Annotated in this window: 16 protein-coding genes; 5 read left to right on the top strand and 11 right to left on the bottom strand. The window is 49.7% G+C overall.

Annotation, left to right across the window (positions count from 1 at the left end):
* Positions 1-414: 414 nt before the first annotated feature.
* The 9 genes from DW739_RS09335 to DW739_RS09295 all read right to left on the bottom strand — a co-directional run bounded on the left by DW739_RS09335 (position 415) and on the right by DW739_RS09295 (position 13,827).
* A complete protein-coding gene (locus DW739_RS09335; RefSeq protein ID WP_182427969.1) occupies positions 415-1,329 on the bottom strand; it encodes an AEC family transporter in 915 nt (304 codons plus the stop codon).
* 28 nt (positions 1,330-1,357) lie between these two features.
* Positions 1,358-3,055 carry an LCP family protein gene (locus tag DW739_RS09330; protein ID WP_118742947.1) on the bottom strand — a complete coding sequence of 566 codons (1,698 nt, stop codon included), beginning with the start codon at positions 3,053-3,055 and terminating at the stop codon, positions 1,358-1,360.
* A gap of 13 nt (positions 3,056-3,068) precedes the next feature.
* Positions 3,069-4,490, bottom strand: coding sequence for an undecaprenyl-phosphate glucose phosphotransferase (locus tag DW739_RS09325; RefSeq protein WP_107001458.1), 1,422 nt, complete (start codon positions 4,488-4,490; stop codon positions 3,069-3,071).
* A gap of 21 nt (positions 4,491-4,511) precedes the next feature.
* The gene (locus DW739_RS09320; RefSeq protein ID WP_107001457.1) at positions 4,512-6,377 is read right to left on the bottom strand and encodes an LCP family protein; all 1,866 of its coding nucleotides are present in this window, start codon (positions 6,375-6,377) and stop codon (positions 4,512-4,514) included.
* 159 nt (positions 6,378-6,536) lie between these two features.
* Positions 6,537-7,535, bottom strand: a complete 999-nt coding sequence (locus DW739_RS09315) for a glycosyltransferase family 2 protein (protein ID WP_022359149.1) — start codon at positions 7,533-7,535, stop codon at positions 6,537-6,539.
* 6 nt (positions 7,536-7,541) lie between these two features.
* A complete protein-coding gene (locus DW739_RS09310; RefSeq protein WP_118742946.1) occupies positions 7,542-9,728 on the bottom strand; it encodes a glycosyltransferase family 2 protein in 2,187 nt (728 codons plus the stop codon).
* On the bottom strand, positions 9,718-10,692 hold the full coding sequence (locus tag DW739_RS09305) for a glycosyltransferase family 2 protein (protein ID WP_107001455.1): 975 nt from the start codon (positions 10,690-10,692) through the stop codon (positions 9,718-9,720). Before DW739_RS09305 ends, DW739_RS09310 begins: the two co-directional genes overlap by 11 nt.
* A 251-nt stretch (positions 10,693-10,943) precedes the next feature.
* Entirely contained in the window at positions 10,944-11,879 is a 936-nt protein-coding gene (locus DW739_RS09300) for an NAD(P)-dependent oxidoreductase (RefSeq protein WP_118742945.1), read from the bottom strand.
* Between the two features lie 16 nt (positions 11,880-11,895).
* Positions 11,896-13,827, bottom strand: a complete 1,932-nt coding sequence (locus DW739_RS09295) for a thiamine pyrophosphate-binding protein (protein WP_107001453.1) — start codon at positions 13,825-13,827, stop codon at positions 11,896-11,898.
* A 624-nt stretch (positions 13,828-14,451) separates the two neighbouring features.
* Here DW739_RS09295 and DW739_RS09290 point away from each other — a divergent pair.
* The 5 genes from DW739_RS09290 (at position 14,452) to DW739_RS09270 (ending at position 20,016) form a co-directional block, all read left to right on the top strand.
* Entirely contained in the window at positions 14,452-15,258 is an 807-nt protein-coding gene (locus DW739_RS09290) for a 3-deoxy-manno-octulosonate cytidylyltransferase (protein ID WP_118652010.1), read from the top strand.
* On the top strand, positions 15,255-15,920 hold the full coding sequence (locus DW739_RS09285; protein ID WP_022359155.1) for an HAD hydrolase-like protein: 666 nt from the start codon (positions 15,255-15,257) through the stop codon (positions 15,918-15,920). The genes DW739_RS09290 and DW739_RS09285 overlap by 4 nt, the downstream gene beginning before the upstream one ends.
* A 30-nt stretch (positions 15,921-15,950) precedes the next feature.
* Complete coding sequence (locus tag DW739_RS09280) at positions 15,951-17,561, top strand: aldolase catalytic domain-containing protein (RefSeq protein ID WP_118652012.1); 1,611 nt, start codon at positions 15,951-15,953, stop codon at positions 17,559-17,561.
* Positions 17,562-17,872: 311 nt separating this feature from the next.
* Positions 17,873-19,252: a cell wall-binding protein gene (locus tag DW739_RS09275; RefSeq protein ID WP_118472958.1), complete on the top strand. Its 1,380-nt coding sequence runs from the start codon at positions 17,873-17,875 to the stop codon at positions 19,250-19,252.
* A gap of 224 nt (positions 19,253-19,476) precedes the next feature.
* The gene (locus DW739_RS09270) at positions 19,477-20,016 is read left to right on the top strand and encodes a hypothetical protein (RefSeq protein ID WP_118472959.1); all 540 of its coding nucleotides are present in this window, start codon (positions 19,477-19,479) and stop codon (positions 20,014-20,016) included.
* Between the two features lie 154 nt (positions 20,017-20,170).
* On the opposite strand, the gene DW739_RS14910 is transcribed toward DW739_RS09270, so the two are convergent.
* Positions 20,171-20,326, bottom strand: coding sequence for a hypothetical protein (locus DW739_RS14910; RefSeq protein WP_182427968.1), 156 nt, complete (start codon positions 20,324-20,326; stop codon positions 20,171-20,173).
* 269 nt (positions 20,327-20,595) lie between these two features.
* A complete protein-coding gene (locus tag DW739_RS09265; RefSeq protein ID WP_118472960.1) occupies positions 20,596-22,251 on the bottom strand; it encodes an O-antigen ligase family protein in 1,656 nt (551 codons plus the stop codon).
* Positions 22,252-22,661: the final 410 nt, after the last annotated feature.

The following is a 22,661-nucleotide window of genomic DNA, read 5'->3' as shown; positions in this document are numbered from 1 at the left end:
GAATCTGCAAATTCTCTCAGAGCAATCTGAGGGGATTTGTTTCGTTTTATCATTGTCTGTTCTGATAAATTATGATATACTTCGTACATGGGAAAAACCAGAGAGCCAGGCGGCTTACCCTCTGTTATCGGAGGGTTGCTAGATTTCAGCAAAACTTGTTTATCAAAGACTGGAACGAGGCACAAATCTAACCCTCCAGACGAAAGAAAGGAGGGCATTGCCAATGACAATTTTCAAGGGAAAACGAAAATAGCCGCCATTACTGCAATAATGACGGCTGTTAATAAAACAGTTGTTTAATTTATTCAGGTAAGCCGCTCCTCTGGCTTTTCCTTTTTTCTATCCCTAATATAACATATCTTTTCATCCAATGCAAGCGAAACCCCCTTTATAGAAATACGAACTCATAAGGGATTACCGCTGCAGCACCATACACCAAACCGGTGCCGACACCATCGAAAGCAGCGTCGTAAATACCACGCACTTCGTCGCAAAGACTTCATCCCCGCCATATTTCGCGGCAAGAATCGCCGTCGTGCTTGCTGCCGGCATCGCTGCCAGCACCACGGAAATCCCCATCACCAGCGTGTCGATATGGAACAGCAGACAGCCGGCCCACACAAACGCCGGGATCAGGATCAGGCGCACGGCGGCATAGTAGCAGCTGAGCGGCGTGATCATCGTCTTCATATCTGCCTCCGCCAGAACGGTTCCGACGAAAATCATGGAGACTGCCGTGTTTGCCTTGTTCAAGCTATGTACCGTATCTCCCAGGAATCCCGGAATCTGCATCTGTAAAAGCATCAGCACAAAGCCGATGAATACGGAGACAATACACGGATGCGTGCATATCTTTTTAATCAGCGTCCTCCGATCCGGCGCCTTCGTAAAATACGTCATTCCCAGAGACCACATCGCAGTTCTCTGCGGAATCAGGTAAAAAGAGGCGTAGAAAAGCCCCATCGAGCCGAAAATGCCCTCCGCCACCGGATTTCCCAGAATCCCGGCATTGGACGCCATCGTCGCGTATTTGAGGACCTTCTTCTTTTCCTCTTCCACACCCGGATACAGTACCATATTTAAGATATAACAAGCCACCTGAACCATACACGAGACGAGCAGCGCCTGTGCGCTGCTCTTTAAGATATCCATGCTCAGTTCTACTTCAAATGACTCGATGATACTGCAGGGAAGTGTCACAAAGATGACCAGATCCGCAATGACCCTTTTTCCCTCATCCGTGATAATTCCCTTCTTCTTTAAGAATGCACCCAGAATCATAAGGGAAAATAACATTCCCTGCATCCGGTACAAACCATCTAAATTCAACGCATTTCCTCCGTTTCACACTCTCTCATCACTCAATGATGATTCCCGCATCCGTCTTACTTCCCGGTGCACTGCTTCCATTCGGGGAACCGCTGCCGGAAGGTTTTTCTCTGCCATTCTCCGTGCCGGTGCCAGAATTTCCGCCCGGAAATGCCGGCGAAGAACCGCCAGACTCTGCCTCACTGCTCTCCCGCGCATTTTCCTTTGATGCATGCGTACCGTCCGGACGGCTTTCCTGCTCAGAAACGTCATTCTCCTGTGTTTCCGAAGCATTACCGGTCTCTTTCTCCGACTCGTCGCTGCCGCTCCCGGCTTTCTGGCTTTCGTCCGCGCCGCTCTCCTGCGTCGGATCCAGGATGGAAATTGTCGTCGCCTCGGTCGTCTTCGGCAATGCCTTCGTTTCTGCCTGTTTCGTGCCATGAACGCCTGTATCTGATACAATTTTCTGACTGATCGTCCGGACCGTCTCAGTCGGCGTGTATTCCTCATCGCCAAACAGGAAATGATGCAGCTCGATGACATTGCTCTCCAGCGTCTGCGGGATGACGCAGGCGCCCTTGCGTCCCATCTTCTTTTCCCTCAGCTCCGACGGAAAACCGGTCGTCTCGGTCAGATGGTAACGCGTAATATTTCGTCCTATCTTCAACAGATCATTGATCTCGATGCTGGTCGCCACCTGTGGAAATACCGTCTGCACAATATTGTTGATCGTCGCCCAATCTGCTTTTTTCATCTTCTCAAACGCGAGGGAAATAACCTTTCTCTGTCGTTCGGTACGGGCATAGTCCGTATCCATCAGACGGAGACGCCCATATGCAACCGCCTGCACACCGTCCAGATGGTTCATGCCCGCTGATTTAAGCTGGGTCGAAGCGACGCCGGTCGCCTTGACCGTCTCAGAAATGAACGCATTGATATAATAAAACTCTGATTTCGTGATCTCCACGTCAATGCCGCCCAGAATGTTGATCGCATCTGCAACGGCTTTCCAGTTAAAGGTCGCATAATCGTCAATATCGATATCCAGGTTCCTATTGAGCGCCTTGACAACCTGCTCCGGTCCGCCCTGCATATAAGCAGCGTTGATTTTGTTGTAGGTATTCTTGTCGCTGATATTTAAATATGAATCCCGGTACACCGAAACCAGACGTATCTCACCGGTTCCCTGATCGATGTTGCAGAGAATATTGACATCCGAGTTGTTGCCCTTTCCGACCGATGAGTTACGGCTATCCACGCCGAAAACCGCGATCGTCCAATAACCGCTCATCTGCTCCTGCTTCTCCTCCGAAATCTCGACGTTTTTGATCTCATCCGGGTTCCACGGAAGCCGCTGCATCAGATCCAGACGGCTGCTGATATACGAATATCCCGCAAAGCAGAGAATCCCGATCAGCATCACGCTCTCCAGAAGAATAAACCATATCTTCCGCTTCTTTTTCCGGCGCGCTTTCAATTTAACCGGGTCGGCGTAAATATCCGACCGGTTCATGGTCCGGGTTTTCTCCTGATTCCGGCTCTCCCGGCTGCTGCCAGGCTGCGTCTGTCCCCTCTTTGCCGCTTTCTGACCACTTCGGCTTCTATCTCCGCTCCGGTGGGATCCGTCCTCCCGGCGTCCCGTAAATGAATCCGTGATCAGTGTCAGACCATCGTCTTCCATCTCCGACGGTTTTGCCCGTCGGCTCCGGCGGTGTCCTGACCTATCTCTTTCTTCTTCATATCCCATGTGGTTTTCCTCATCAATACGCGTTTTTATTTATAAAGCCCTTAAAAACCGTCAAAAACATGATTTTAAAATCAAATCCCAGCGTCCAGTTCTCGATGTAATACAGATCATGCTCAATCCGCTTCGTGATCGAGGTATCGCCCCGGTAACCATTGACCTGTGCCCATCCGGTCATTCCCGGACGCACCTGGTGTTTGATCATATAACGCGGAATCTCTTCCTTGAATTTTTCAACGAAAAACGGGCGTTCCGGGCGCGGTCCAACCAGGCTCATATCGCCCTTCAGAACATTAAACAGCTGCGGAAGCTCGTCAATGCTCGTCTTCCGGATAAATCTTCCAATCGGAGTCACACGCGGGTCTCCCGGCGTCGTCCACTGGCTTTTCTCCTTTGCCGCCGACTGTACCGCCATCGAGCGGAACTTATACATCTTAAACGGCTTATTGTGAAGTCCCACCCGCTCCTGACAGAAAATGACCGGTCCCGGCGAAGTCGCCTTTATAAGAATCGCCGTCACCAGCATCACCGGTGAAAACAGGATGAGCGCCATCATGCCGCCGACCAGATCCATCGTCCGCTTCATCGTTGCGTTGAGCAGATTCGTGAGCGGCACATGGCGGATGTGGATCACCGGAAGTCCCTGCAGATCCTCCATAAACGGACGGGTCGGGATAAAGTTATAATAATCCGGGATAAATTTCGTATGCACACCCGATTTTTCACAGCCTGCCACGATTTTTTCCAGTTTTCCATACTCCTGGATGCTCAGGGTGATCGCGATCTCATCCAGCGTATTGAGCGCCAGAATCGTATCCAGATCGTCAATTTTGCCGATCACGCGCACTCCCTTATATTCTTTGCCCCACTCCTCATGGTCATCCAGAATACCGCGGATTTTATAGCCCCACTCCGGGTTGACATTCACACGGTCAATAAATCCTTCCGCTGCCCGGCTGTAACCGACCAGAAGCAGATGCTTCTGGTTATATCCCTTCGACCGCATCGACCGAAGCGCTATCCGCAGGATATTCCGCATCAGAATCTCAGCAAAGAGATTGATGCCAAAAAACAAAAATACCATCGGACGGGAGAAGTTGTGGAAATACTCATTTTTACCGCCCAGGTAAAGCATCAGTGAGATCACCAAAAGACCGATGATGTTCGCCTTAAAAATATTGGCTAACTCCACCCGTCTTCCCTGAACCCGTTTGGGCGTGTAAAGATGAAAAAATGCGTATAAAATCAAATAAAACGGTACAATAAGAACGCCAGCCGCCAGATAGACGACTGCCATTGCGCTCTTATTATGCCCTGTTACATTAAACCACGACGTTCCATTGACGATAAACCACGCAAGTGCGTAGGCGCATGCAATGACACATGCGTCCAGCACTACGTGGAAATGGTTCAGCCGTTTCTGGTTATCTTTTATCATAGTATATCACCTGAATTCAGATTAAGCTCCCGGACCTGCCGGACCGCCGGGGCCTGCTGCATCGCTGTTTCCGGAATTCCCCGGATCCTGAATCTCTGTGACCGGGCTTTTCACACCGGAATTATCTGATGCACCCGGAGAAGTCTTTTCACTGGATGCCGCTGTCTCTGCCGCTGTCGTGGTTGTAGATCCCGGTTTTGCAACGGAAGACTTCGTCTCCGATGTGCTGCCTGGTCCGGATAAAGAATCATCCGCCTCGGTTGTCTTATCCGTATGATTTTTCTTGCCGGGAGTCGTCGTTGTTCCTGGTCCCTTACTGCTGTTGCTCTTCGACTCTTCTTCCTCCCAGTCAATCCAGTCTTCATCCGGATCAAAGATCTCGTCCAATCCGATCGAGCTCTCGCTCTCGCCCTTCTTGGTCTCATCCCCGCTCTCGTCATCCGACTCGTCCGAAGCACTCGTCGATGACTTCTTAGCGGCATCCTTCGCCGCTGCCTGCGCGGCAATACGGCTCGCCCGTTTCTTGATAAACGTCTGGGCGCTGACACCCTGATCGACCGGAACATGACCAATCAGCTTCGCATTCGTCGTAAGCCCCGTTACCTGCGCGATATGGCTGCTGTACTCCTTGACATTGGACGGAACCTGATAATCTTCCTCATCAAACAGGAACTTATGAAGCTCTTTTACGTTGTACTCCAGTGTCTGCGGGATAACGCAGTCACCGATCTTTCCAACATCCTGCTCACCTCTGGCTGCCGGGAATCCCGCGGTCTCACCAATATGGAACTTCGCGATATTGCGTGCCAGCGGAATCAAATCCGTAATATCAACATTGGTTGCAAGCTGCGGCATGATCGTCTGAATCAGACAGTTGAGTGTCGCCCAGTCTGCATTTTTTGCCTTATCAAAGGCTTTCTGAAGAATAATTCTCTGACGCTCGGTACGCGCATAGTCCGTATCTGAATAACGGATACGTCCGTATGCAACTGCCTGGATACCATCCAGATGTACATTGCCCGCATGGGTCAGCTGATGAGAACCGATACCAGTCTCCTTTACGGTCTCCGTGATGAAGGCATTGATCCAGGAGAACTCTGCATCACTCAGCTCGACATCTACACCGCCCAGAATGTTGATGGCATCCGCAACCGCTTTCCAGTTGAACGTCGCATACTGGGTAATGTTAAGACCCAGGTTCTTATTCAGCGCCTTAACTGCCTGCTCCGGACCGCCCTGTGCGTAAGCGGCGTTGATCTTATTATAAGAGTTTTTATCGTTGATATTCAGATAACTGTCCCGGAATACCGATACAAGGCGGATCTCACCCGTCTCCAGATTGATATTGGCAATCATGTTGACATCCGCGTTCGTACCTTTTCCGACATTCATCTGCCCGTGCTCACTTCGCGAATCGACACCGAAGCACGCCACGGTCATGTAGCCCTTCATATCATCGATCTGTTCCTGGGACAGATTGACGTTCTTAACCTGGTCCTCGTTGAAATCAATCTTCTGCATAGAACCGAAGGTTCTGTGATACATATACCAGAACGCACCGCCCAGAATCATCAATATAATCACGACAATCTCCGCCGCAATGATCATATGCTTTCTGTGGCGCGCCGATTTACGGTAATGGCTGCCGCGGCGTCCCGAACTCTTTTTTCCACTTCCAGCGCTCTTAGGACCGCTGTAGCCGGAACGTACTGAACTGCTGCCCGCCTCACCTTTTCTCTGGCTATTTTCGACTGTACTGCTGACTCTTCTGCGGCTGGTGCCGGAAGCAGAACTGCCGCGCGAAGAATACCCTGCCTGACTGGCACGGCTGCTTCTGCCCTCGCGGCGCGCCCTCATGCGCTCCAGCTCATCATCCTCATAATTCATAAGCTACCTCATCTTTCACTTGCTTGCTGCCGCTCAGACATTGTCTGATAAGCAGCCTTTCTCCGTGTTGCATCTGCTAAACCATGACCGTTCACACATCGCGCAAACTCTAAGTTACTGTCCACACATACGCGCCCAGTAACAACTCTAACCTTTTCCTCACGATTTATCAGATGCTGCTTTTTTCTCGATCTGTCTCACAGCAAATTCATAGACATAGAGAAATGTCCCAGCTAAAAGTTCCAGCTCTATCGCCAGATAATTTTTAAGCCGTTCCGGGCGGTACGCCACTTTTTTACACTTCTTTGCCGTCCGTATGCCTTCTTTCAGACCTTCCAGATAATCTTTTCCAAACCCGAGTTTCCTGAAAAATGAATATTTCACGAAAATCCCCGCTGCGATCGGAATCGCATTTATGATAAGCTGTAAGCACGGCATATTTTTATAATTCAGATACACATTGTTGCGTGCCGCCAGCTTAACCTTGAATGAATTGTACTTGGAACCGCTGGTTCCGCTTCCGACGTGCCATACCAGCGCCGCCGGGCAGTATATATTGTCATAACCCGCAATCCGGGCTCTATAGCCCACATCAATATCTTCCAGATAGGCAAAATGCATCTCATCGAAATAGCCTATCTCCTCAAATACCTCTCTCCTGTAGATCGCTGCGCCCGCGCACGCCGAGAATACCCGGCTTGAACGGCGGTAATGCGTAAGATCCCGTCCCACGCCGCGCTGGTACGCCCAGCCAAGCAGGGAATACATATCGCCTGCATCATCCAGCCTGTCTGGATGGTACATCTGGATCATCCGGCTGCTGACGGAAAAGATGCGCTCCGACTGACCGATCGCACGCACCATCTCCGCCACGAAATACTCGTCCACCCGGACGTCATTATTTAAAAGCAGCACATACGGTGTGTCTGCCGCCTTGATTCCGACGTTGACTGCACCGGAAAATCCCGTGTTTTCCGGCAGGAAAATCGTATCGATCTGATGTTCCTTCAGCCACTCCACACTTCCGTCCGTCGAACCGTTGTCCACCACCAGTGTCCGGAAATTCGGATACGTCTGTGCATTCAGTGAACGGATGCATTCGTCCATAAATTTCAACCCATTATAATTGGGAATAATAATTGTCGTTGTAATCTCCATCCCGGGTTATACCTCCAGATGATACGGTTCTCCGATTTTCTCTTTTTTCAGATCCCTGAGGGCGAAATTGGACTTCCGCAGCGTCAGGTTCGGATTGTAGTAAGGATCTCCATCTTTAAGGATCTCCGGCCAGCGCTCCGAGAAAATCTTGATCTCCCTGTTAAAACGCGCCACCTTCTCCGGCGTATCCTCCAGTCCTCTTGACTTCGACTCATAATGATACAGCAATGCGTACGGATTGTAAACCACTAAATGATTTGATGCCCGCACTTTCATGCAATAATCGATATCGTTAAATGCGACCGCCAGCTTCTCCGTAAAGCCGCCGACCTCATCAAAGAGTGCTTTCTTTGTCATCAGGCACGCCGCCGTCACAGCGCTGTAATCCTGTGTACTCATCGCACGGTGGAAATAGCTGTTTTCCGCCTTATGAAGCCCTATAAACGTATGCCCTGCGATGCCGCCGAAACCAATCACGACGCCCGCATGCTGGATCGTATCATCCTGATAGAGCAGTCTCGCGCCAACTGCGCCGACGTCCTCACGCTGGCACAGTCCCAGCATCTCCTCGATGAAATTCTCCGCAATCAGCTCGGTATCATTATTTAAAAACAGCAGATATTCGCCCTTTGCGAAGGTCACGCCGAAGTTGTTGATCGCCGAATAGTTAAACTCGCGCTCCCAGGTTACCACATGGACATTGGAAAATTCCTTCTGAATCTTTTCATAGTATTCAAAGGTTTCCTTCTCCGTGCTGTTGTTCTCTACAATGATAAACTCAACATTGCGGTACGTTGCCCGCGTCTCAATCGCCCGCAGGCATAGATCCAGATCCGTATGGTGATCCTTGTTCGGAATGATGATCGATACCAGCGGTTCCCCCTGAATTTTATATACAGAGTGATAAATGCCGTAGTCCACACCTTTTTCCACGCGCTCCGCCTCGATACCGACGCGTTTATAATGATCCATGATCGCGCGCGCACCCGCATCAAATGCGTACAGCTTGCTCTCCGGGTTGCTCGCTGTCGAATCCTTGTGGCAGCGCCAGTGATACAGCACCTTCGGGATATGGCGAATCTCCTTCGCCTTCTCCGTACAACGGAAAATAAAGTCATAATCCTGCGCTCCGTCGTATTCCTGACGGAAGCCGCCCACCTGCGCTGCCAGATCGTGGCTGACGACAAACAGATGGCAGATATAGTTGACGCTGCAGAGCAGATCGATATTGAAATCCGGCTTAAAATGCGGATCAAACAAAGCGCCGCCGTCCATATCCAGCTTATCCTCATCCGAATAGAAGCAGTCGCATCCCGGATGTTCCTGTAACAGTTTCGCACACTCATAGAGAGCATTCGGTGTCAGCTTATCGTCATGGTCCGCCAGCACAATATAATCGCCGGTCGCCATATCCATTGCTGCATTCGTATTGCCGGAAATGCCCTTATTTTCGCCTAAAATTACGTATTTAAAGCGGCTGTCCTTCTTCGCATACTGCTCCAGCACCCGCTCGCAGCTTTGTCCTGCCGGACTGCCGTCCGCCACGCAGACCTCCCAGTTTGCGTATGTCTGTTCCGCGATCGAATCCAGCATTTCCCGCAGGAATCGCTCCGGTGTCTTAAATGCCGGAATCACGATCGAGAATTTAACCGGCGCGTCAAACGCCTTTTTCCTCTGCTCCTCCAGCTCCTCCGCCGTCGGCTTCGTCAGTGAATACCACTCGCCGTAATCGTAGTCATTGTCAATTCCCTGCAGTTTGTGCTTGGATTTTACCAGCAGGGCTTTCAGACCATTTTCCTTCCAGAAATCCAGACAGACCCGCACAGTCTCCATGTTCATCAGATCGCGGATCTTCTGCATCCGCTTGTGCGCCACACTGCTGCGCTTGCGGATCAGTTCTTCATTATATTTAATGCGGATTTTGCGTCCCTCGCCTTTTGCGATCAGATAATAATCTTTTCCGCGCTCATACGGGAACTGGATATCAAATCCAAGCTCTTTTTCTACCGTTCGCCCAAAATAAATCTGGCTGACGTCGTCGCGGCGGGTCGCCACATACTGAAACCGGATCGGCTGATGTGCCCCATCTTCAACCTGATAGGTGATCTCCGTCTCCGGCGTCTTTCCGATCGCCCAGCCATTGAGCTGAATCGAATTTTCACGAATCCGAACTACATCGACATTACATTTCATGCTGTTTGCCCCCAACTTTTTTTACCGGTGTATCAAAATTCAGCCGCTCTTCCTCCACTACCAGCGGACGCTTCATGACTCTCGAATTGATCGATAAAATATACTCTCCCACCAGACCAATGAAAAAGATTTGAACCGACCCTAAAAAGCACATTCCAATCAGAACCGGCGCCATACCAGCCGGAAAATCATACCAGTGAAGCAGTTTCATCACCAGATATACAATCGCCACGATCATACTGATCGCCGCGCAGATACTTCCAAAGATCGTCGCCAGGCGCAGACCGACCTTCGTATAGGAGGTCACACTAAGCATCGCGGCATCGTAGAGCCGGTAAAAATTGTTGTGTGTCTTGCCTGCGCGGCGCTGCGGCTGGATATATGGAATCTCCTTACGCTTATAACCAAGCTCCGCCACGATTCCGCGCAGAAACGGCGTCGGATCGTCAAGCTCCCGCAGAATCTCAATAAAATCGCGGTCATACAGACCCGAACCGGTAAAATGCTCAATCTGCTCGACATCGGAGAGTTTCTTTATCATCTTGTAATAGCAGCTCCTCAGCGCATACATGATCGGGTTTTCCTTGCTTCCCGTCTTGATGCCGATGACAATCTTGTAGCCATTTTCCCACTCATGGACATATTTCGGGATCATATCGACCGGATCCTGAAAATCTGCCACCATGCTGATCACGCAGTCGCCGGTACACTGTAACATTCCATAATACGGGGAATTGAACTGTCCAAAGTTTTTGGCATTAAAAATTGCCTTGATCCGTGGATTCTCGCTGCAGATCTTCCGAAGAATCGGGCGCGTCTGGTCCGTCGAATCATTGTCGATAAAGACAAGCTCATAGTCATATTCCGGCAGATCGCGCTCCAGCGTCTCCACAACCGCCTCGCTGATCGGACCTACATTCTCTTCCTCGTTGTAGCAGGGAATTAATATACTGATTTTTTTCATACTTTTCTGATTCCTATTAATTTGCTTTTTGTTTGAACTCTTCTATTTCGTTCCACCAAATTTCGAACACAAAAAAAAGAGAAAGCCGCTTCGGCTATACTGCCTTTATTTTAAACGTCTTTCTCTCTTTTGACAACCTACAATTTTCTTAACGATTTTTGGCTGCTTCGCTATTTACTTGGCATAAACTGATAAAATATGTCCAAATATTTACCATTCTCTCCCGTCACTCTGCACAGAGGGCAGAAAAATCATTTCTGAAAAGCCAGAATTTTCTTCATTCCTTCTTCAAAATATACCTGTGGCTTCCAGCCAACCACCCGCTCCATCTTGCGGATATCCGGGATCAGATTGACGATTCCCTCTGCATTCGGCGGGCGGACGCCAAATTCCATGCTGCCCTGCCTGCCGCACAGCTCATAGACCGTCTCGACAAACCCGCGCAGCGGTCCTGTCTCATCCATCGGACCGCCCAGATTGTAGACACATCCGTGATCCGTGAGATTTCCCGCATATTCTGCCAGATCCGCCAGAGCGCGCCCCGCATCGTCAATATACATGAAGTTCCAGAGCTGCGTGCAGGCGGTCATCGTCATCTTCTCCCCTGCCCGGAAGACCCGGACACAGGAGGAAAGAAGCGACCACGAATGATCGCCCGGTCCATACGTGCTGAAAATCCGTGCATGCCCATAATCCAGTCCCAGTTCCCGGCAGAGCACTTCCGCCTGCTGCCGGACTGCCAGTTTCGCGCGTCCATACGGGGAGGTCGGCTCGCAGACCGCCTCCTCGTCTGTCAGCTCACTCTTGATGCCATACTCCGCCTGCGAACCTGTAAAGAGAAACCGCCGGCACCCGAGGTCTTTCGCCACGCGGACGGCATTCAGCGCGTCCTGCACGCTCTCCTCCTGGACTGACTCATTTTTCCGTGAATCACTCCCTGCACCGCGCCAGCCCATATGGAGAAACACATCGCATCCGCCCGGAATCCGTTCCGGCAGTTTCGAGAGCTTCCCCAGATCCTCCTCCAAAATCGTGAGTCCCTGCGGAAATTTTCCATTTTCCCGCAGCAGATCCGCTTTCGTCGAATGTTCCCGCAGTACGGCGAATACCTGATGTCCGCGATGTAACAGCTCGCGCACCGCCCCCAGACCTACAAAGCTGGTGGCACCTGTGACAACTATCTTCATTCTATCGTTTCCTTTACTATTTTTTAATACGCGGAATCAGCATGATACGGTCCATCTCCTCGTCCGGCAGGAATGGGGACAGATCCTCCAGAGGTGGCGATACAAGCGTTCCGTCCGGCAGTCTCTTCGCCGCGGACTTTGGCTCAAAGTTCTGATCCAGCGTTACAAATACCTCGCAGATTACCGGGCCGTCCATCGCCAGCGTTTCTTCTACCTTCTCGCCCAGCTCCTTGTTTCCATGAATCGATACATATGGGAATCCATACGCCCACGCCAGCTTTTCCATGCTCGGGAATCCAAGATCGCCGCTGTCCACGCCGATACCGATGAGCGGCTCGCCGAAGAAATTCTTCTGGGTCTGGCGGATGGAATGGTAACCGCCGTTATTGATAATGAAAATCTTGATCGGCATCCGGTGGCTGACAACTGTCTCAAGCTCCTGTAAATTCATCTGAATACTGCCGTCTCCGGTAATCAGGATAATATCCTGGCTGTGATCTGCCACGCACGCGCCGATCGATGCCGGAAGTCCGTAGCCCATCGAAGCGATGCCGGAGTTCGAGATAAATCTCTGTCCCTTTTTCACAATATTTGCGTGTCCACACACAACATTTGCAGATCCATTCCCCACAACCACGATCTGATTCTCATTTAAACGGCGGCTCATCTCATACGCAAATGCATACACGTTTGCCTCTGTCTCCGTGCCGCCGTTCATGTGCTTCGGCAGAACCACCGGATAATCATGCTTCCAGCCCTGGCAGATACGCAGCCACTCTGCCTGCGCGTCCTTGTACTCCTGCGTCATCGAAGCCGCGCCGTCCGCTTTTCCTTCCTCCGAAAGAACCTCGTCCATCACGGTCAGAAGATCCTTCACATCCGCGTGAACCGGCATGTCCACATGCAAGGTCGGCTTTTTCAGCTCTTCGGCATCGATATCATTCACAATCACATACGCCTCGCGCGCCCAGGTAGTAAAACGGTAACCGACCTGACGGAAACTCAGACGGCTTCCGAGCGACAGCACCAGATCGCTGTTCTGGATCGCGAAGTTGCCCGGGCGATCGCCGACGTTGCCACCTTTTCCGATGTACAGCGGGTGTTCGTCATAGATACAGTCGATGCTGTCCGCGCCGGTCACAACCGGGATTCCCAGCTTTTCAACCACGCGCATGAAAACATCGTGCGCCGCGCCGATACGGATACCATTTCCGGCATTGATCACCGGACGTTTGGAGGTGCGGACTTTCTCGATGATCGCACGCGCCGTCTCCTTCGTCACACGTGCCGGAAGTTTTGCACGAAATTCACCTTTTCCGGCGGTATCCTCCGGGATCTCGGACGCGCTCTCTGCCGCCCAGCCGGTTCCGCCCGCCTCATAATCCTCCGGATCAAAGCCGATCAGATCGTCTGTCTCAATCATTGCCGCCTGCACATTCAGCGGAATATCCAGCCAGGTAGGACCCGGACGGCCGTTGTACGCCAGATACAGGGCTTTTTCCACACAGAAGCGGATACGCATCGGATCGATCACCATCTCACAGTATTTTGTCATATTGGCAACCGATTTGGTGATATCATACTCCTGATCGCCCATCGCGCGCAGGTGAAGTCCCGTGCTGCGCGCTGTCGTGTCATAACGCACCTGTCCGGAAATGACAAACATCGGGATTGAATCCAGAAATCCGCCCGCAACGCCGTTCATCGCATTGATGCCGCCAGGTCCCGTCGTCACGCACACTGCCGCAATCTTGTTGTGGATGCGGGCATACGCCTCCGCTGCCATCGCACATGCCTGCTCATGATGATTGTAGAGGCAGTGAAGTCCTTCCTGATGCCCCAGCGCATCATCCAGATGCATCGCGCCGCCGCCCGTGATCATAAACACATCCGTGATGCCGGATGCGAGAAGCTTTTCTGCTATATAATTAGAAAGTTTCTGTTTCATTTTGATTTCCTCCTGAAAATACCTTGTCAAGTGTTCATACTACATCATAAGAACCTATTCTCACCCGCCCACTCACGAACCCGCGCTATCGCGCTCTACCGCCCTGCTTCGCATGGCTGTTCGTTCGTTAATGGCGCAAGAAAAGAATATGTCTGCTTCGCAGCCGTATTCGTTTCTTCTGCGCTCATTATACCATGACCACTAAATTCGTGAAACACCTCATTAAGTGGTCAGGTATATGTTCTCACTAGACTCGAAAATACCTCGTCAAGTGTTCACATTATATCACACATATTTCTCTTTTCATAGCCAGCACGGCGTTTTCCCTTCTTCTGAAACGTTCTTTTGTTACTGTTCACGCATACGTGCCCAGTAACGGAATTTGCCGTGGCTTCGCATTTAAATACGGCAAATTCCTGCTGCCACCACGTTTTCTTACGGCACTTTCGGTTCCAAAAGTGCCTACCCGTGAACAGTAACTTACATTTTTCTTATGTTGTCTTGTGTTTTTCCTATTTCTTTTCTATAATAAAGGTCGGCATCCGATTCACATCGGTATGCCTGAATCGTTACGGTTCAGTTTACTTTATGTAACTGCATTTTTATCATACAGAGGAACGTCTTATGAATCGATTAGCACAGAAAAAAAAGGTCTGCGCGCTGATTCCGGCGCGGCTTAATTCGGTTCGCTTTCCGGGAAAGGCATTGAAACAGATTGATGGGATTCCAATGGTTGTGCGGGTTCTCGCGGCGGCGCGGGACAGCGGTGTATTTGATGCCGTTTACGCTGCGACCGACAGCCCTGAGATTGCTGCTGTTTGCCAGACATATGGATTTGAGGCGGTTTTCACCTCCCATTCCCATCAGAATCCGACCTCCCGCATTCAGGAGGCGGTGACGATTCTGGAAGATTCCAAGTCTGCTTCTTCGCGGAAATTTGATTTTTATGCGATGATCGGCGGGGATGAACCGCTTCTGACACCAGAGATTCTGCAAAATTTTATGGAGCAGGCGCTTACTGTTATTACCTCAAAAGAAAATGTACAACGTCCATTTCTCATCAATGCCATGGCAGATATCCTGAACGATGCCGAGACAGCCGATCCATCCAACATAAAAGTGGTCTGCCGCCCGGACGGCACAGGGCTTTACATTTCCCGTGCGCCAATTCCATTCCGCAAGGGGACGCTTGACAAACCTTCCCGGAAATTTGTGAGTATCGGGCTTTATACGCGGGAATCGCTCGATTTCTTCTGCCAGAGCAGACCGGGTATTCTGGAACAGATCGAGGGCGTGGATTTGCTGCGTTTCCTCGAATATGGGAAAACGATCCTATTTCTTCCCATCTGCGGATATACGCTTTCCGTAGACACCCCCGCCGACCTTGAAACAGTACAGGCGATTTTACACAGGAGGACTAGCACCCTATGAATAAGAAAACATACCGCGGCGTGATCTTCGACCTCGACGGCACGCTGCTCGATACATCCGAAGGCGTCTTTGCGAGCGTGCGTCACACGGTAGAAGCACTTGGAAAACCTGCCCTCGACGAGGCGACACTCCGCACCTTTATCGGACCGCCCGTCAAGCTGTCGCTCATCCGCCTCTATGGACTGGACGAGGACGCCGCGAACCACGCAACCGAGATTTTCCGCACCCAGTACAAGGATCACGACCTGCTGAAAGCCGAGCCATACGCCGGTATCAAAGACCTGATCCGCGCACTCCGCGCACAGGGCTGCAAGATCGGGGTTGCCACCCTGAAACGTGAAGATTATGCGCTGACTCTGCTGGAACATTACCATTTCACAGAACTCTGTGACTCCATCTGCGGCAGCGATTTTGCCAGCAAAATGACGAAGGCTGACGTTCTGCACAAGTGCTTAAAAGCTTTGGAGTTGTCTCCATCCGAGGCAGTTCTTATCGGTGATACCTCTTCCGACGGAAAGGGTGCCAAAGAGGCAGCTGTCGATTTTATGGCAGTCACCTACGGCTTCGGACCAGATACCGCGGAGGCATGGCAGGAATATGCGCCGGTTTATACGGCAAAGGATACGCATGATATCGGGGCGTTTCTAGGAGTCAATTTTTAAAATTACAAACATAACAAGAGGACAAACATCATGAAACAAGTCAAATTACTCGACTGCACTCTCCGTGACGGCGGCTACGTCAACGACTGGGAGTTCGGTCACGACAATATTGTTACTATTTTTGAACGTCTGATCAGCGCGGGCGTGGACATTCTGGAAGTTGGTTTTCTGGATGACCGCCGCACTTTCGACCGCAACCGCACGATCATGCCGACAACCCAGTGTGCCGATCAGATTTTCGGCAAGCTGGACAAGGGAAATACGATGATCGTCGCCATGATCGACTACGGAACCTGCGATATTTCTAATTTAAGCCCGTGTTCTGAGTCCTACATCGACGGCATCCGCGTCATTTTCAAAAAACATGTGATGCATGAGGCGATCCAGTTCTGCCACGAAGTCAAAAAACTGGGCTACAAAGTGTTTGCACAGGCGGTTTCGATCACCAGCTACTCCGACCGTGAGCTTCTGGATCTGGTTGACCTTGTAAACGATCTGGAACCGTATGCGATGTCCCTTGTAGACACCTACGGTCTGCTTCATCAGGATAACCTGCTGCACTATTTCCAGCTCTTAAACTACAACTTAAAACCATCGATCGCGATCGGCTACCACTCCCACAATAACTTCCAGCTCGCATACTCGAACAGCATGGAAGTCTTACGCGAACCGGCAGACCGCACCGTTTTAGTTGATGCCACCCTGTACGGCATGGGAAAAAGCGCCGGAAATCTTCCGATCGAACTCATTTCCATGTACATGAACACCGTATTCGGACGCAATTTCAATGTCAGTCAGATGCTCGAGGCGATCGACATCAGCATCATGCCGTTCTTCCGCAAGAGCCCATGGGGATACAACCTGTTCTTCTATATTTCCGCCTCCAACAACTGCCATCCGAACTACGTCCGCTTCCTGATGGATAAACACACCCTGTCGCTTAAATCCATCAATACGATTCTGGATGCGATTGAGCCGGAGAAAAAACTGCTCTACGACAAAGATTACATTGAAACACTGTACCGCAGGTATCAGAGCACAGAATGCAATGACGAAGCCGATATTCAGGCATTGAGTGCTTCCTGGAGCGAGCGCCCGCTTCTGCTGCTCGGTCCGGGAAAGAATCTGGAACTGGAAAAGGAGACAATTCTTTCCTATATTAAGGCGCACAATCCGATCACAATCTCCGTCAATTTTATCCCGGAGGGAATTCCAATCGATTATGCGTTCTTAAGCAATTCCAGGCGGTATGTCCAGCTCAACAACCGCCTGCTCGAGCACGCCGACGCCCAAGGACGCCCGGTGCGCGTCATCGCGACCTCGAACGTGACGAATGTCAAAGATACACATTTTGATTACACCTTAAACTATAATTCCCTGATCGACCAGAATGCAGAGATCATCGATAATTCCTTTGTCATGCTGCTGAACGTCCTGACCAAAACAAGCGTCCACCACGCCGCCTGCGCGGGATTCGACGGATATACGGTCGATGGAGACAACTACTATAATTCCGCGATGGACTACCGGATCGCGCGGGAAAAATCACAGAGTATTAACCAGTATGTGATAGATACGCTGGAGAGGCTGGCAGGAACGCTGACGCTGGAGTTCCTGACGGATTCGAAATACGTAAAATAAAAAATTATATTTTCATATAGAAAAAGGGGTGTTCCAGCTGGTTCACCCCTTTTTCCGTTACTGTTCACGCATCGTGCCCAGTAACGGAATTTGCCGTGGCTTCGCATTTAAATACGGCAAATTCCTGCTACCACCACGTTTTCTTACGGCACTTTCGGTTCCAAAAGTGCCTACCCGTGTACAGTAACCTTTTTCCACATCTCTCCACCCTTTCCAGCAACGCACACTATCTTTTTACGCATAATCCCCGTATAATAAGCCCCGTAATGCAGCGATGGATTTTCGCATTTTCAAAAAGGAGAGATTATACCATGCGTAAGCAAACTAAAACTTTAGCTGTTTTATCCGCTGCGGCTTTGTTCGCGGCTGCTGCACCTATAATGACAAATACGGGAACTTACAGAGTTCTGGCGGCTCAGAGCGGCTGGACAGAGGAAGATGGTCGTCTTTATTACTACGATGAGGACGGCTATAAAGAGACAAACACATGGAAAAAGCGGAATGGCGACTGGTTTTATCTCGATGAGGAAGGCGAGATTGCTACCAATCAGAGAGTCGATGACTATTTCGTCAACGATGAGGGGCACATGGCAAAGAACCAATGGGTTTCGGCTGAAAATGAGATCAGCTATGACAGCCCGGATTCTCCGGACGGCGGCTCCTGGCTCTATTTTGGCAAGGACGGCAAGATTGTAACTGCCAAATGGATGAGCATCAACGGAAAAACCTACTATTTCGACGAGGACGGACTGATGCAGACCGGGCTTCTGGAGCTGGACGGACAGACCTACTACCTCGGCGAGGAGGATGACGGCGCCAGAAAAACCGGATGGATTCTGCTGGAAACCATCACGAAAGACACCGACGATGAAGATATCTGGTGCTATTTTGACACCGAAGGACGCATGATCGTAAACCAGATGGACCGCAAAATCGACAATGGCTACTACACTTTCATCGACGGCCAGATGCAGACAGGCTGGATCAATGTCGCGGAAGCTGGCTTTGTAAGCTCCAGCACACCTTCAAACGAAGCAGCAACAGCGGACAACTCTGCCACAGACACTGTCAGCTTAAACGATTTCCGCTATTACGATCCGGAAAATGGCGGACGCCGGGCAAGCGGCTGGTACACCATTGAAGGGGCACCGGGCATCAGCGAAGAAGAAGAGCCATTTTCCTTCTTCTTTAAAAACGGAACCGCTTACTTTGCCGAGAAGGATCTTGCTATTTTCACCATCAATTCCGAGCGCTACTGCTTCAACGAGCGCGGTGAAATGCAGACCGGACTTCAGAGCCTGAAACAGGCGGATGGCAGCTTCGCCTCCTACTACTTCGGCGACGACGGCGTGATGCGTACCGGCAAGCAGACCATTTACAATGATGATTTAGAAGAAAACCAGATCTGGTATTTCCAGACCAAAGGCTCTCTCAAAGGACAGGGCTACCATGGCGAGCGCGATAACCAGGTTTATGTAAACGGTCTTTTAAAGAAGGCGGATCCGGAACTCCGCTATGAGCCGGTTTCCATCAGTGAAAAACGCTACCTGGTAAACACCAGCGGCACCATCCAGAAAGCAACCTCTTCCTCCTCTTCCGCTTCCCGTCCGGAACTCGGAAAAGGGTTCAAGGATATCAAAGACAGCAATGATACTGTCTGGACAGTTGACACATCTGGAATCATCCAGTAGAATATAATATTGCATCCGTTCAAATACCGCAGGACACTTTTGTGACACCGCGGTATTTTTTCTAAAAGATGTCTTTTTTTATCGTTTTGAAATTTTTTTTGGAAATTTTTAAATTTTTTTCTAAAAACCAGTTATAATGTTCTCGATTAAAACGTATTATAATAAGGGGAATATTTTCATTTTTCTCCTAATGACTCAACTCTTACTTCTACGGAGGCAACTCTATGCGTGGTTTAAATGTTTATTGCTGTCCAAACTGTGGACATTATGGATTCTTTCAGCTCGTTGCCAATGCGGTGTGTCCGCATTGCTCAATTGCCATGACTCCTCTTCCCATTCCGTATCAGGATTTCATGGACTTAGACTATCCACAGCGGCAGATCCTGATTTCCAGACACATGATTAATGCGGCGATCCCTTTGGATTCTAAAGCCAAACCGGCGAACAAGGCTAAGGCACCAGAGCAGACAAAGCCATCCGGCCGGAGCAAATCACTGGATGATGAAAAATCGTCGGTTCAAAATGCAGCACCCGATAACACCAAACTGATGACAGATCCTTCTGCAGCACCGGGTAAAACAAAATCGTCTTCCACTTCCTCGAAGATCCATCCGGATATTTCAAAAGATTCCGACAAGGAAACGCTCTATCAGGAAGTATTGGCTCTAAGAGAGAAAAACGAGCAGCTGGAGCAGACTGTCTCCTGGATGCATGATTTAATCTGGGAATTGACGCGCCGACTACATATTACACAGAGTAGATAAAAAATGCCGCATGATTCATTCTGGTTTGATAACATACCTTCTGAATCATGCGGCTTTCATATTCGATCTACTATTTAATTTTTGATTTGATTTTTCACCTGCTCCATCTGGTATAAATGAGCCTCTTCTTTTCCATCTTATCCAGGCTCTCCGCTTATCCCGCCTTCTCCGTCTTACAGAGTATGTAGTGGTCAATCATCCGGTTTAAGCTTTGATTCATCTGATCCAGAGTTTTAAATAACTCCCTCAGCTCACGCTTTAATTCTTCATTTTCCTGCTCTAAAACGACCAATTTTTTAGCTTCATCCATAAACTCTCCTCCTTTTGACTGCCTGTTCTTCCATTCAGATGACCACACTGCATAACGCAGCTCTGCCAGGCGATCATATCGTTTTTTCTTTTCATATTATTTATAAACCGATTTTAAGAAAAATAAAAGAGTCTATCGATCGCAAATTTCGACACGGGTTACTGTGCACACATTACTTTAAATTCTAAATCGACAAAGTTCGTCATTTCGGCTTTTCCGCCGAATCTGCTCGGATTTGCTGTCTATTTAATCCGTTCTGTCTATTTGAGCTATTCTGCCTGTTCTGCTTTCTCTCTTGTGAGTGCAAGCCCAATCGCCAGCATAGCCCACATAATCGGTGTCGCGATCGGGAGGTTGATATTAACAACTGCCTGTGCTCCATAGCAGAGCACCGCCAGAACAGGCGCCAGGATCCAGGCGCACTCTTTCCATTTTTTGCACATCTGCACGCAGGTGCCGCCCAGAAACGCAAGATAAGATACAAGCGCAAGCGGTCCCATTGTAACAAGGTACTGGAAATATTCGTTGTGGGCGCTCTCATAGAAAACTCCATACCGATCCAGCGCATCCTGCCTGAAATCCCAAGTCAGAATTCCATATGTGTCTGGTCCAAAACCAAACAACTGATGCAGGAACGGCAGCTCGCGATAGGACTGCCAGCCAATTCTCCAGCAATATCCCCGGTTCGTCCCCCAGTCATCATCAAAAACAAGATACTGGGACAACGCGCTGTACCGTTCCGCATGTCCTCCCAGATTTGCATCATAGAGGACAAATGCCACTGCCAGGCATCCAAGAATCAAAACGGCACACCAGCCACGCCAAATCCATCGTCCCGGTTTGCTCTCTGGATTCGTCTGTTCCATCTTCCGTTTCCAAACACAGAGAATCCCCGCCAGAATCCAGAATAAAACGACGATTCCCTCCAGATAACGATAGCGCACCAACACGCCAAACACACCGCCCAGACCGATGACCTGATCGGCATATACTTTATTGACCGTATCTACTGCCTTGATCACGGTCATAAACGTAGCCGCCAGAATACCATAATCTGCGATGCCCCGCCATGTCGTAAATAAAAACAGCGGCATCACCGCAAACAGCATTCCAAGTGATAAATATGCATTATCACTCTGTCCGGTAATCAATGCAAAAAAGGCCAGCGCCGAAACCAGATAATACCAGATACGGCGTCCCACTTTTCTCTCACTTACAAAACAGCCGCAGGCAACCGCCATCGTAAGCGCCACAAACGCCGTATACGTGTTGATATTTCCCAATGTAGATACAAACAGGTTTCCCTGTTCATTGCTCACGCCCTTTTTCCATCCCAATAAATCCATCTGGAAATAATCTGTGATTCCAAACAGGCAGACCAGAACGGACGATGCCAAAAACACATCCAGGTACCATTTTCTCATCCGACCATACTTGCTGCTCACAATCGTTCCCAGCACATACAGCGTAATCAAAAAAAATCCGCTGAATCGTCCTTCATTGCCCCAGAACGACTCATACACATAATCCGACAGCACCGTCGATATCAGTGCCAGTCCCCAGAAAACTGCCAGTGCCTTATAGGCAAATGGCTGCTTTTTTAATTCAGACGGTCGAAACGCGCAAAAAAAATGCCGCACATGCGCCCCGCCAAACCGCTTTAAGTCCATGCACGCAAATACTATCGCTGCGATCAGGCATGACGCCAGCATCGCAACCGTGCTGAGCCAGTAAAACTGATATTTCGATACCAGAATATCATAATAATAATTATGGAAATATAGCGGAAATGCCCCAAACACCACACACAGATACACCGACACAATCCATGAAAAAACCTTTCGTACTTTTCCTTCCCATGCCTGCTCTGCCAAAATGGATGCAGCCGGAGCTCCCTGCTCTCTTGCAATCTCTGTCTGTTCCATCACATTCTTCTCCTTTTCTTATTCGTAAAACCAGAGAAACGGCTTGTATCAGTATAGCATTTCGTTTTGTGGATAGCAAGGAAGGAAATCTTAAATTTCCCCTATTATCTCGTTACTGTTCACGCATACGTGCCCAGTAACGGAATTTGCCGTGGCTTCGCATTTAAATACGGCAAATTCCTGCTGCCACCACGTTTTCTTACGGCACTTTCGGTTCCAAAAGTGCCTACCTGTGAACAGTAACATTATCTCTCCCTTTTTTTGCAACTTGCGATACTTTTCCATATCCGAAGTATAATGACCTGGTAATGCAGTTAGGATTTCGAGAAAATTATTTCAAAAAGTAAAAGGAGCTTCCTGTATAATAAAAAGCGTAGACGTTGAAAATTGAAAATACCTCAGAGTACAAT

Source organism: Clostridium sp. AM28-20LB (assembly GCF_003480665.1).
GTDB classification, from domain to species: domain Bacteria; phylum Bacillota; class Clostridia; order Lachnospirales; family Lachnospiraceae; genus Otoolea; species Otoolea fessa.
The sequence above is the reverse complement of the archived record's forward strand: the minus strand, read 5'-3'. Positions and strand labels throughout refer to the sequence as shown.